12 protein-coding genes, 2 tRNA genes and 1 pseudogene are annotated in these 12,176 nt (G+C 67.0%); 10 read left to right on the forward strand and 5 right to left on the reverse strand.

Annotation, left to right across the window (positions count from 1 at the left end):
• Positions 1-10 precede the first annotated feature (10 nt).
• Complete coding sequence (locus tag NRB20_RS17000; RefSeq protein WP_153411079.1) at positions 11-1,231, reverse strand: NAD(P)/FAD-dependent oxidoreductase; 1,221 nt, start codon at positions 1,229-1,231, stop codon at positions 11-13.
• Between the two features lie 148 nt (positions 1,232-1,379).
• On the opposite strand from NRB20_RS17000, the gene NRB20_RS17005 reads away from it, so the two are divergent.
• Positions 1,380-2,030 (forward strand): mycothiol-dependent nitroreductase Rv2466c family protein, encoded by a 651-nt coding sequence (locus tag NRB20_RS17005; RefSeq protein WP_319945024.1) that lies wholly within the window; start codon positions 1,380-1,382, stop codon positions 2,028-2,030.
• Positions 2,031-2,140: 110 nt separating this feature from the next.
• Here the strand turns inward: NRB20_RS17005 and NRB20_RS17010 are convergent.
• Positions 2,141-2,281: pseudogene (locus NRB20_RS17010) on the reverse strand (M48 family metallopeptidase); the annotation flags it as partial.
• 66 nt (positions 2,282-2,347) lie between these two features.
• Between NRB20_RS17010 and NRB20_RS17015 the strand changes: the two are divergent.
• Together NRB20_RS17015 and NRB20_RS17020 are read left to right on the forward strand one after the other, a co-directional pair.
• Positions 2,348-2,821: a ribose-5-phosphate isomerase gene (locus NRB20_RS17015; RefSeq protein WP_153411080.1), complete on the forward strand. Its 474-nt coding sequence runs from the start codon at positions 2,348-2,350 to the stop codon at positions 2,819-2,821.
• Positions 2,822-2,920: 99 nt separating this feature from the next.
• The gene (locus NRB20_RS17020) at positions 2,921-3,736 is read left to right on the forward strand and encodes an Fpg/Nei family DNA glycosylase (RefSeq protein ID WP_153411081.1); all 816 of its coding nucleotides are present in this window, start codon (positions 2,921-2,923) and stop codon (positions 3,734-3,736) included.
• A 27-nt stretch (positions 3,737-3,763) separates the two neighbouring features.
• Here NRB20_RS17020 and NRB20_RS17025 read toward each other — a convergent pair whose 3' ends face one another.
• Positions 3,764-3,988 (reverse strand): hypothetical protein, encoded by a 225-nt coding sequence (locus NRB20_RS17025; protein WP_153411082.1) that lies wholly within the window; start codon positions 3,986-3,988, stop codon positions 3,764-3,766.
• 165 nt (positions 3,989-4,153) lie between these two features.
• Between NRB20_RS17025 and NRB20_RS17030 the strand changes: the two genes are divergently transcribed.
• Positions 4,154-4,840 (forward strand): TetR/AcrR family transcriptional regulator, encoded by a 687-nt coding sequence (locus NRB20_RS17030; RefSeq protein ID WP_153411083.1) that lies wholly within the window; start codon positions 4,154-4,156, stop codon positions 4,838-4,840.
• Between the two features lie 5 nt (positions 4,841-4,845).
• On the opposite strand, the gene NRB20_RS17035 is transcribed toward NRB20_RS17030, so the two are convergent.
• Both NRB20_RS17035 and NRB20_RS17040 read right to left on the reverse strand, forming a co-directional pair.
• Positions 4,846-5,637 carry a DUF1542 domain-containing protein gene (locus NRB20_RS17035; RefSeq protein WP_153411172.1) on the reverse strand — a complete coding sequence of 264 codons (792 nt, stop codon included), beginning with the start codon at positions 5,635-5,637 and terminating at the stop codon, positions 4,846-4,848.
• 91 nt (positions 5,638-5,728) lie between these two features.
• The gene (locus NRB20_RS17040; RefSeq protein ID WP_153411084.1) at positions 5,729-6,736 is read right to left on the reverse strand and encodes a GGDEF domain-containing protein; all 1,008 of its coding nucleotides are present in this window, start codon (positions 6,734-6,736) and stop codon (positions 5,729-5,731) included.
• Between the two features lie 493 nt (positions 6,737-7,229).
• Between NRB20_RS17040 and NRB20_RS17045 the strand changes: the two genes are divergently transcribed.
• The 6 genes from NRB20_RS17045 (at position 7,230) to NRB20_RS17070 (ending at position 12,072) form a co-directional block, all read left to right on the forward strand.
• Positions 7,230-7,300, forward strand: a tRNA-Gly gene (locus NRB20_RS17045).
• Between the two features lie 21 nt (positions 7,301-7,321).
• Positions 7,322-7,395, forward strand: a tRNA-Pro gene (locus tag NRB20_RS17050).
• A 604-nt stretch (positions 7,396-7,999) separates the two neighbouring features.
• Positions 8,000-8,503 (forward strand): VOC family protein, encoded by a 504-nt coding sequence (locus NRB20_RS17055; RefSeq protein WP_319945026.1) that lies wholly within the window; start codon positions 8,000-8,002, stop codon positions 8,501-8,503.
• A gap of 22 nt (positions 8,504-8,525) precedes the next feature.
• Positions 8,526-8,999: an NUDIX domain-containing protein gene (locus NRB20_RS17060; protein WP_153411085.1), complete on the forward strand. Its 474-nt coding sequence runs from the start codon at positions 8,526-8,528 to the stop codon at positions 8,997-8,999.
• 97 nt (positions 9,000-9,096) lie between these two features.
• Complete coding sequence (locus tag NRB20_RS17065; protein ID WP_153411173.1) at positions 9,097-10,572, forward strand: sensor histidine kinase; 1,476 nt, start codon at positions 9,097-9,099, stop codon at positions 10,570-10,572.
• Positions 10,573-10,701: 129 nt separating this feature from the next.
• Positions 10,702-12,072, forward strand: coding sequence for a glycosyltransferase (locus NRB20_RS17070; protein WP_406603844.1), 1,371 nt, complete (start codon positions 10,702-10,704; stop codon positions 12,070-12,072).
• The last annotated feature ends 104 nt before the right edge of the window (positions 12,073-12,176 follow it).

The raw sequence follows: 12,176 nt of genomic DNA on the forward strand, positions 1-12,176 counted from the left end.
GTGATCCGCATCACAGCGATGTGGAGGTGTCCGCCAGACGCTGCGGATCGACCGGTTCACCCGCCCGGACCAGCTCCTTGATCCGATCGGTGACATCCCAGACGTTCACATTCATCCCGGCCAGCACCTGATTCCCGGAATCCAGCCAGAACGCCACGAACTCACGAGCGGCGGTATCCCCGCGCACCACAACCGTCGTCTCCTGATCGGGCGCGACGTAACCGGTGTACTCCATGCCCAGGTCGTACTGATCGGTGAAGAAATACGGCACCCGGTCGTAGACCGCCGCCACGCCCAGCATGGTCCGCGCCGCCACGGCGGGCTGATTGAGCGCGGTGGCCCAGTGCTCCACCCGAACGCGCCGCCCCAGCAGCGGATGCTGCTGATCGGCGATATCGCCGACGGCGACGATATCGGGATCGCTCGTGGCCAGCGACTCGTCCACCAGCACCCCGCCCTCGACCGCGAGCCCGGCGTCGGTGGCCAGATCGATATTGGGCCGCGCCCCCACAGCCACCAGCACCGCGTCGGCCTCGATGACGGTGTCGTCGTCGAGCCGCACCCCGACCGCGCGCCCCTGATCGGTGACGATCTCCGCGACCCGGGCCCCGCACCGCAGATCCACCCCGTGCGAGCGATGCAGATCGGCGAACACCTGCCCCATCTCCGCGCCGAGCGCGGCACGCAGCGGCACCGGCTCGCTCTCCAGCACCGTCACCTCGACATTCGCCGCCCGCGCGGCCGCGGTGACCTCCAGCCCGATCCAGCCGCCGCCGATCACCGCCAGCCGCCGCACCGAACCGAACAGCTCGATCAGCGCATCGGAATCCTCGATGGTCCGCAGGTGATGCACGCCCCGGGCATCGGCCCCGGGCAGCGGCAGCCGGCGCGGCCGCGATCCGGTCGCCAACGCGAGTTTGTCGTAGGGCAGCGTCGAACCATCCGGTAGCTCAACGGTTTTCGACGCCCGGTCGATCCCGGCCACGGTGGTGCCCAGCATCACCTCGACATGGTGATCGCGGTACCACTGCGCGGGCTGCACCGTGAAATCGGGCAGCGCCTGTTTGCCGAGCAGATGTTCCTTGGACAGCGGGGGCCGCTCGTACGGCAGGTGGTCCTCCGCGGCGATCAGGGTGATCGCACCGGCGAAATCGTCGGCACGCAGATTCTCGGCGATCTTGGCCGCGGCGAGCCCGCCGCCGACGATGACGAACCTGGGATCTGTGCTCATGCGAACCCTCCGTGCGACGGTGACCAGGTCGTCTCCGACCCTACTGCGACCCACCGACAAGGTCGGGAAATATCCGGAACTTTCCGTCGTTGATGAGAATTGACGGTGGTGGTGCACCACCGCCCCGAAACTTTCGAGAGGACGCGACGTGAGTGATGCGACAACCGGCACCAGGGACCGGGTGGACTTCTGGTTCGATCCGCTGTGTCCCTGGTGCTGGATCACCTCCCGCTGGATTCTGGAGGTCGAGAAGGTCCGCGATATCGAGGCCCGCTTCCACGTGATGAGCCTGGCGGTGCTGAACGAGGGACGCGAGGGTCTGCCCGAGCAGTACGTGGAGATGATGAAGTCCGCGTGGGGCCCGGTGCGGGTGGCCATCGCCGCCGCGCAGAAGCACGGTGACGAGGTGCTCGCGCCGCTCTACACCGCGATGGGCACCCGTATCCACAACCGCAAGGAAGAGTACGAGCGCGAGGATCGCGCCGAGTCGTTCGCGCTGATCATCCCCGAGGCCCTGGCCGAGGTCGGTCTGCCCGCGGAGTTGGCCGAGGCCGCCACCAGCACCGACTACGACGAGGCGCTGCGCGAGAGCCACCACGCCGGGATGGACAAGGTCGGCCCCGATGTGGGCACCCCCACCATCCACATCAACGACGTGGCGTTCTTCGGTCCGGTGATCTCGCGGATCCCGCGCGGCGAGGAGGCCGGCAAGATCTGGGACGGTGCGGTGGCGCTGGCGTCCTACCCGCACTTCTTCGAACTCAAGCGGACCCGCACCGAGGGCCCGGTCTTCGACTGAAACGAATTGGGGTGCACCGTGATTCGGTGCGCCCCAATTCGTCGTCCCCCGGGAATCGTCCTCCGGCCGGGCGAAATCGCTCAGCGCACGTTGCTCGGGATCTCGGTGTAGTGCCCCAGCACCACATACACGTCGGGCACGGTGTGCATGCCGTAGCGCGCCGCGGCCTCGGCCACCATCCGATCCCCCTCGGGAAACTGCGTCGGCGACATCCGCACCGAGTCGACCCGCTGTCTCGCGTAGTTCATGCCGGTGACCGGAAATTCGCCGTCGGCCCCGCGTCGGAGCCGCTCGCGGGGCCTGACACAATCGCTGCCATGCGCGTATACCTGGGTGCCGACCATGCCGGCTTCGAGCTGAAGAATCACATCAAAGACCACCTGAAGCAGGCCGGACACGAGGTGATCGACTGCGGCGCACACGAATACGACGCCGTCGACGACTACCCGGCGTTCTGCATCGATGCCGCGCGGCGCGTGGTCGCCGACGAGGGCAGCCTCGGCATCGTGCTCGGCGGTAGCGGGAACGGTGAGCAGATCGCCGCGAACAAGGTGCCCGGCGCGCGCTGTGCCCTGGCCTGGAGTGTGGAGACCGCGCAGCTGGCCCGGCAGCACAACAACGCGCAGCTGATGGGTATCGGCGGTCGGATGCATCCGCTGCCCGAGGCGCTGGCCATCGTCGACGCCTTCCTGGAGACCCCGTGGTCGGACGAGGCGCGGCACCAGCGACGCATCGACATCATCGCCGAATACGAGACGACCGGTGTGGCGCCGGAGGTTCCCGCGAACTGATCGCACCACCAGGAGTCGATCGCACCCCGTCCGCGCAGTTCGGCGGGGTGCGGTCGGCTGTGGTGTTGTTCGATCGTGAGTGAAGGGTGAGGACGGGTCATGCCGGAGGGGCATACGCTGCATCGGCTGGCGAAACTGCATCATCAGCGGTTCGCCGGGGGAATGGTGCGGGTGTCCAGTCCGCAGGGCCGCTTCGCCGAGGGGGCCGCGCTGGTCGACGGGCGGGTGCTGGTGCGCGCCGAGGCGTGGGGGAAACATCTACTGCACCACTATGATTCGGGCCTGACCGTGCACGTGCACCTGGGGTTGTACGGGACGTTCACCGAGACGTCCGGGCCGCTGGGTGATCCGGTGGGGCAGGTGCGAATGCGCATCGCCGGTGCCGGTCGGGGCGGGGAGCAGCTGTATGGGACCGATCTGCGCGGGCCGACCGCCTGCGAGGTGCTGCACGAGCCGGAGGTCGCGGCGCTGACCGCTCGGCTGGGCCCGGATCCGTTGCGCCGCAACGCCGATCCCACGGCGGCCTGGGACCGCATCCGACGTTCGTCGCGCTCGGTGGGCGCGCTGCTGATGGATCAGAAGGTGCTGGCCGGGGTCGGCAACGTCTATCGCGCGGAAGTGCTGTTCCGGCACGGGATTTCGCCGCAACGCCCCGGGCGCGAGTTGAGCGTGGCCGAATGGGACGAGCTGTGGGCGGATCTGGTCGAGCTCATGCGGGTCGGGGTGCGGCAGGGCAAGATCGTCGTGGTACGTCGCGAACACGACCACGGCGCACCGTCTTACGTCGAGGGCAAGCCGCGCACCTACGTGTACCGCCGCGCCGGAGATCCTTGTCGTCTGTGTGGTTCGACCGTCCTGCATTCGGTGCTGGACGGCCGAAATCTGTTCTGGTGCCCCACCTGTCAGCCCGGCTGACGGTTCCCCGCTACGTCGCCGCCGCGATCAGTGCGAGGTCTGGGCGGTGAAGGCGCGACCGCGGTCGCTGATCTGCCAGCAGCCCTTGTACGGGATGGCGACGATCAGGCCGCGGGCCTGTAAGCGCGCGAGTGCGTTGCGAGTGCTCCATCCGGAAAGCCTTGCCTGGCGCTGGATCTGCACCGCCGACAACAGCCCGCCGGGACGCAGGATGCTCAGCACGACCGACTGTGCTGCCTGGCCGAACTTCATGGCGTCTCCTTGAAATGCTCGAACACCCGAAGGTGTAGGCAGAGCCGGTGAATTCGCTCGAATCGCGGGAGGATTACACTGACCAGGGTAATTATCGACATCACCTGCTGTCAACAGCGTGTGATGTCAACATCAGCAGGGTGAATTCGTTGTGAGGGGACACACATGCCGACGGCCACCGAGGAGCCCAAAGGGGAATCCCGGCGCTGGCGGGGGCGCGAACCCGCCGACCGCATCGCCACCCGCCGTCGGCAACTCCTGGACGCCGGATTGGAGCTGATGGGGACCATCGGCGCGGCCGGGATGTCGATGCGCGCGGTGTGCCGCGCCGCGAGCCTGACCGAGCGGTACTTCTACGAGAGCTTCGCGAATCTGGACGCCCTGCAACTGGCCGTCCTCGACGAGGTCGTACTCGGCGCTCGTGATCGGCTGCTCGCCGCGTTGGCCGATGCCCCGCCCGAACCGGAAAAGGTTTTCGCGCACGTGGTTTCGCGCTTCACCGACTACATGGACGAGGATCCGCGACGCGGCCGCATCATGTTCGTGGAATCCCAGGCGACCCTCGCGCTGGGTGGCCGCGGTAACGAGCTGATCGTCGAATTCACCGCGCCGATCGCGATGAGTCTGTCCAGCGGTGAGCGCAAACGGAATCCGCCGGACGATGTCGATATCCGGCTCAATGCGCACGCCATCTTCGGTGCGCTGGCATTCCTGTATCGGCCGTGGCTCGATGGGGCGCTGGATATTTCGCGGGATCGGTTCGATCGGCATGCGACCAGTGCGATCACCGAACTCGCGCGGGCCAGGTCGTCGGGGGCGGTGCGTTCGGGTAAGTCGGCCAAGGGGAAATAGCGACTTCAGAAGCCGCCTCCGCCCCAATCGCCGCCACCGCCGTCGAAACCGCCACCGTCCCAACCACCTTGGTCGAACCCGCCCTGGTCGTAACCACCTTGGTCGTAGCCGCCCTGATCGAATCCGCTGTTGTCGTAACCGGATTGGTCGTAACCGCCCTGATAATCCTGCCCGGCGGCGAACCCGTCGTCGTAGCCCGAACCGTAGCCGCCCTCGAAACCGGCCGCGTCGTATCCTACGCCCGACATACCGTGGAAGAGCGTGTCGAACAGCAGTACCGAACCCACACCCCAGGCCCCGGCCACCAGCGCGGTCTTCCACCACGGCTCGGAATACCACCCGGCCGGGACGGGCCGGCCGGCCACGCGACCGCCCGGGTAGTAGTTCGGGGTCTGCGCGGACGGGATCGGCGACGCCTGCACCCGGCGGCCGTCGAAATCGACCGTGCGATCCTCGGAAACCGCTCCGGCCGAACGCTGTCCGTCGAGCTCGGCGACCGGCGGCCCCGGATCCAGGCCCATCGCGGTCCGCGCGGCCCGCACGTAGTACAGCCCTTCGAGCGCGGTCTCCTTCGCCAGCTGGGCCTGCGCGACGGTCGCGGCCTGATCGATCTGCGAACCGGCGGCGTTGAGTCGCTCACCGGCGTCGGCGAGGGCCTGCTTGGACGCCTGATCGGTGCCCGTGAGGTTGTAGACCTGACCGCCCAGACGCTCGATGAGCCGACGGGCCTCGGCCTTGGCGTCGGCGAGCTGCGTCGCTCGATGTCCGCGGGCGGTATTGCGCCCCGCGAAGGTCATCACCAGGAAGACCACGAGGACGACGACCAGGATGGCCAGAAGTATCAGCACACGTCCAGCGTACGCGGATTCGATAGCCGCCCGGTTGCTGTTATCCCGCTGCGGCTACGTCGTACGGGAGTTGCACGGGGATCGGCAGACTCGGCTCCGGCTCGTCGTACTCCGGCTCGGATATCGCGAATCGCCGTTTGCCCGCGGTCTTCGCCGAGTACATGGCCCGGTCCGCGCTGCGTAGCAGGTCGGCGAAATCGCAGGTGCTGTCCGGCGGGCAGTACGCGACACCGACACTCGCCGACACCGGTACCGGTCCGGCGTCGGTCGACACCGGGTCGTGCAGCGCGGCCAGCACACACACGGCGACTTCGCGCAGGGTGTTGCGGCGGGTCGGGAGCGCCAGCACGAATTCGTCGCCGCCGTACCGGCAGACCACCGTGTCCGGTGGGCAGGTGACCCGCAGCCGACGCGAAATCTCCACCAGCACTTCGTCTCCGACGCTGTGCCCGTAGCCGTCGTTGATCTGCTTGAAGTCGTCCACGTCGATGAGCAGCAGCCCGACGCCGCCCGAACCGTTCACGGTCATCATGCGGACCCGCTGCTGGAGCAGCGAGCGGTTGGCCAGATCGGTGAGCGCGTCGTGGGTGGCCTCGTGCCTGAGTTGATGATGCAGATCCACGATCTCCTGGACCCGGACCGACATCTTCTCGTCGAGATTGGCCTGCTGCTGTGCGAGGGCCTGCTGCTGGAGCGCTTCGGCGTAACTCTCGAGGGCGTGACTGGCCACGAGCGGCCAGCGGCTGGCGACGAGTGAGCGCGGATATCCCGGGGCGAAGCCGAGTAGTGCGCGGCTGGCGGGCGCGAGCATGCTGCGGGTGCGGTCGAACGGCGCCTCGGCCAGCCGTCGCCCGATCCGGCGTGCGGGCTCGGCGGGGAACGGCTCCGAGCAGGCCAGTTCGAGTAGTTCGTTGATGAGCGAGGCGAACACGCGCTCCAGATGTTCGGGCGGGACGGTCAATCCGCTGTGGTGATAGACCGCGCAGGCCCAGTCCCGGGACGTCGTGGTGACGGCGGCGGCTGTCGCCGGATCGAGTTCGGTGAGCATCGCGCTCACCTCACACAGACGTCACGGGGCACGCGCGGCGCGCCGACTGTGCTCTCCGGACCGAAACCCTCCGGATCGTGCCTACTGCTATGCGGTCCGCTCCACCGATCCCGGTGCATGCTCACCGCCCCCTTTCCAGATACCCCCGTCCGGCAAAAAGGATCCTAGCAAGCCACCCGACTCCGAAAAATGCTGTTTTCCAACCTCTTCCGGAATTCGGCCAATGGCAACGCGTAGGTCATCGGTGTGAGAGCTGCGGCGTTACACCCCGCCCCAGCGTGTCGCCCACGACGCGCCGAACAAGTTCTGTCGACCGCACTGGACAACGATGTGACATCCGTCTCCTCCGCATCGGGCGCGTCCACCCCCACCATCCGCTTCCCGCGGCACCCCGCCGCCCCCGCTGGCAGGGCGATTGGCATTTCCGAAGCGAGGTTCGGTACAGTCTCAGTCGCAGACGACATCGAGGCGATCCCGTCGGTGTCGTGTGCCTGCGGGCGTAGTTCAATGGTAGAACCTCAGCCTTCCAAGCTGATGGTGCGGGTTCGATTCCCGTCGCCCGCTCTGTGGTCCACTCGGATCCTCCGGGATGTAGCGCAGCTTGGTAGCGCATCCGCTTTGGGAGCGGAGGGTCGCAGGTTCAAATCCTGTCATCCCGACTCATGGTCAGCGACGTGCCTGGTCAGACCATTTTTTTGCTTGCGCCCAACGGGTGCCGTTCAAGTTGCTCCGCCTGCAACCCGCTGGCAGGCTACAACTGTCGGGTGCAGTTGCATGGTCGATCGACGTCCCCGAGGGTCTGCCGAGGAAATGTAGCCGACTCCTTGGTCGGCTCAGCAACCTCGCCGTAAAGCGTTGTGCAGCAGATGCTCTGGACACATCCGCCAACGCTGCACCGAGCCTGGTCCGAGGAAGCTCGACACCGGAATCCCGAGACTCTCGATATGACCAGATGGTAGTTGTGTGCGACGCCCAGCCAAGAGGCCACGGGAACACCAGTATCTTGTCCTGCAGCACTTTCGATCGAACCGGGGCGTGCAGTTGTGAAACTAAAGTGAATGAAAAACCATCCGACCGCCGATGAAACCGCTGGTCAAGAAGTGTGCTCCCCGCGCACGCGGGGATGATCCTTGACATCGGCATATCCGAAGGGCGGAACATACGTGCTCCCCGCGCACGCGGGGATGATCCGCGGGCACTGGGGGTGTAGCGCCGGAATCACTCGTGTCGGTCCGGCCATGAGCTCATCGTAGGGTGGTTGGCGTGCGCGACTTCGACAATGTCCTCGGGGGCGAGACGATCACGCAGGTCGCCTGGGTGGTGACCGATATCGCGGCGACCGAGCGATTCCTGAGCACCTGCTTCGGCGTGCGGGCCTGGACGCGGCTGCCCGATGTGCGTTTCGGTCCCGAAACCTGTTGGTACCGTGGCGAACCCGCCGATTTCACCGCGCACATCGGGCTCGCCTATCGGGGCGCGATGCAGTTCGAGCTGATCCAGCCGGTGCGCGGGGTGTCGATCTATTCGGAATTCCTCGAGCGATCCGGCCCCGGACTGCACCACATCTGTTCCGAGCCAGCGGATTTCGACGCGGCGCTCGAGGCCGCATCCGCGCAGGGCATCGAGATCGTGCAGCACGGCGATATGTTCGGCGAGATGCGATTCGCCTACCTCGACGGCGCCGCGGCAGGGGTGCCGTTCCTGGAACTCGCCGAGATCGGCCCGAACATGCGCCAGATGTTCGAGCGGATAGAACGGGATTCCTGAGCGCGAAATATAGACTCCGCACATGAAATTCAGCGCCGGAGTCCTGTTGTTCCGTCGTACCTCGGGCATCGAGGTGCTGCTGGGGCACATGGGCGGGCCGCTGTGGGCGCGAAAAGACTTGGGGGCCTGGTCGATTCCCAAGGGTGAATACGATCCGGAATCCGAGACCGCGCGGGTGGCGGCGCGGCGGGAGTTCACCGAGGAACTCGGACTGCCGGTGCCCGAGGGGGAGTGGATCGCGCTCGGTGAGGTCCGTTACGGCAGCGGCGGCGGCAAGAAGGAACTCACGGTCTGGGCGATCGAGGCGAATCTCGATACCGCACAGGTGAATCCGGGTACCTTCGAGATGCAGTGGCCGCCACGATCGGGCCGTATGCAACAGTTCCCGGAGATCGATCGCGCCGAATGGTTCGATACGTCGGTCGCGCACGACAAGCTCGGCGCGGGTCAGCGACCGTATCTGGACCGCCTCACCGATCAACTCGCCGCACCGTGACACGCCCGTAGGAAATGCCCAGTCGGCTTGCAGGAATCTCCCAGCTTCGCTCGGTAGAGATAGGTCGGTGATCACCGTATTCCGGCGCACCCGGGCGATGCTGGGACGCCGCGTGTCGGCGGTCCCGTTGCGTATCACGCTGGTCGTCGCCCTGGTGACGCTGGCCGGAATCGTCCTGGCCGCATCGGGAATGGCGGTCACCTCGGCCCTGTCCAAATCGCTGACCGACCGCACCGACGAGCAGCTGTTCGACGCGTCGCACTCCTGGGCCCGGCCCACGCCGATGAAACTGGTCAGCACCGCCGACGGCCAGATGACGTGGATTCCGGCCGACGCGACGGCCCCACCGCCGAAGCTCGGCTCGGCCGAGCAACCGCATCGCTTCTTCGAACTGCGCCGCGGCCCGGAGGGTGAGCTCTACCGCGTCCAACCCGACCGAACCACCTCGATCCCGAAACTGTCCGGACTCAGAGCGCACACTCCGGTGACGCTCCCGTCCTCCGACGGTTCGGACACCAACTGGCGAGTCCTGTTGACCACCAACACATATGGCTCGACCATCATCGGCCTGCCGCTCACCGACAACGCCGACACCGTCTCCAAACTGATCGGTTTCGAGATCGCCACCACCGTGGGTGCGCTGGTCCTGCTGGGCGCGGGCGGCTATCTGGTGGTGCGGCGCAGTCTGCGTCCGCTCAGTCAGGTCGAGGAGACCGCCGCCGCGATCGCCGGGGGCGATCTGAGTCGCCGGGTGCCGGTGCGAGATGTGGATACCGAGGTCGATCATCTCGCGCGTTCGCTGAACGTGATGCTCGCCCAGATCCAGCACGGCGTCACCGCGACCGAGGCGTCGGAGGAGGCCGCGCGGCGTTCGGAGGCCAGGATGCGGCAGTTCGTCGCCGACGCCAGTCACGAACTGCGCACCCCGCTCACGACCATCCGCGGTTTCGCCGAACTGTATCGCCAAGGGGCGAGCCAGGATCCGAAGCTGGTCCTGGAACGGATCGAGGCCGAGGCCGGGCGGATGGGCCTGCTGGTGGAGGATCTGCTGATGCTGGCCCGGATGGACGCGCAACGTCCGCTGGAGTCGGTTCCGGTGGATCTGCTGGCCCTCGCCGGTGACGTCGTGCACGGCGCGCAGGCCATGGCCGCCAAGCAGGATGGCCCGGATCATCCTGTGGCACTGGATATTCGGGAGGGTCCGGGCACGCTCGAGGTGTCCGGTGACGCCGCGCGGCTGCGGCAGGTGCTGGCCAATCTGGTCGGCAACGCGATGGCGCACACCCCGCCCGGCACGCCGGTCACGGTGCGGCTCACGCCCAGCGCGGATTCGGTGCGGATAGAGGTGATCGACAAGGGGCCGGGCCTGTCACCCGAGGCCGCCGTGCGCGTGTTCGAACGGTTCTACCGCACCGATTCCTCACGGGCGCGAGCCAGCGGCGGCAGCGGGCTGGGGCTGTCGATCGTGCGGGCGCTGGTCGTCGCGCACGGCGGTACCGTCGCTGTGGACAGTGCGCCGGGCGAGGGTGCGACGTTCACCGTCGAACTGCCGCGCACCCGCCCCGAACAGTGACGATTCCGGAAGAATCGGCTCCCAGCGATCTCGCAGCTCCGATCCAGTGCGCACCAAGGCTGACCGACGAATCTTGATGACATGACCGAGACCTCGACCGTTATCGCTTCGAACCGCAGGGGCGCGGCGGTGGTGCGCCCGGCGAGCCCGAAGGAGGCAGCGTGCGTAACCACGCAGGGCTCTCGGAAGCACCACGATGCAGCAGAGCCCGCACCCGTACTGGATGTGGTTATTCCCGTGTACAACGAGGAACGTGATCTCGGCGTCTGCGTGCGCCGGTTGCACGAATTCCTCGGCGACGGATTTCCGTTCAGCGCGCGAATCACCATCGCGGACAACGCTTCCACCGATGCCACCCTCGACGTTGCGAACTATCTCGCGGCCGAGCTGGATGGCGTCCGGGTGGTCCATCTGGACCGCAAGGGCCGCGGCCGCGCGCTGCGGGCGGTCTGGGAGGCGTCCGACGCCCAGGTCGTCGCCTATATGGACGTGGATCTGTCGACCGATCTGAACGGACTGCTGCCGCTGGTCGCGCCGCTGGTGTCCGGGCATTCGGATCTGGCGATCGGCACCCGGCTGGCGAAATCCTCGCGCGTGGTGCGTGGACCCAAGCGGGAGTTCATCTCCCGCTGCTACAACCTGATTCTGAAAGCCTCACTGCAAGCGCGGTTTTCGGACGCGCAGTGCGGTTTCAAGGCGATGCGCACCGATGTGGCGCGCAAACTGCTGCCGCTGGTGCAGGACGGTGAATGGTTCTTCGACACCGAACTGCTGGTGCTGGCCGAGCGTTCCGGGCTGCGGATCCACGAGGTCCCGGTGGACTGGATCGACGATCCGAACTCGAGCGTGAACATCGTGGACACCGCGCGCAAGGATCTCGAGGGCGTCTGGCGGGTCAGCAAGGGCCTGGCCAAGGGCACGCTGCCGGTGAACGAGCTGCGCGCGGCGATCGGGCGCGAACCGCTGGTGGACGGCGTGCCGCTCGGCATGGTCGGGCAGCTGGTGCGGTTCGGCATCATCGGGGTCATCTCGACGCTGGCCTACATGCTGCTGTATCTGGTGTTGCAGCCGCTGACCGGTGCGCAGTCGGCGAACTTCCTGGCGCTGCTGATCACCGCGATCGGTAATACCGCCGCGAACCGGGCCTTCACCTTCGGGGTGCGCGGTTCGGCCAACGCGGTATCGCACCAGGTCCAGGGGTTGGTCATCTTCGCGCTGACCTGGTTCCTGACCAGCGGTTCGCTGTTCGCGCTGCATCACTGGGCCCCGGCCGCGGCGGTGCACCTGCAATTGTTCGTGCTGGTGGTCGCGAATCTGATCGCCACGTTGATCCGGTTCGTCGCGCTGCGCTGGGTGTTCCGCAATGCGGTTCCGGCCGCCGCGATCGCGAACGAGCAGGCCGCGAGCGAGATGGTGGCCGCGGATCCGGCCGTTTCGCAGGCCGCGACGGCCGAGATGGCGCTCGCGTCGCGGGGCGAGCGGCTCTGCGCCGACCAATAATTCGACATCGAGTGGCCGGGATCCCCCGTGGATCCCGGCCACTGTCGTATGCGGGGCGCGAATTTTCGGCAGGCTCCCAGCTTCTTCTCAGCGTGGTCCCAGGG

It is taken from the genome of Nocardia macrotermitis, assembly GCF_009604405.1.
Classification (GTDB): Bacteria; Actinomycetota; Actinomycetes; order Mycobacteriales; family Mycobacteriaceae; genus Nocardia; species Nocardia macrotermitis.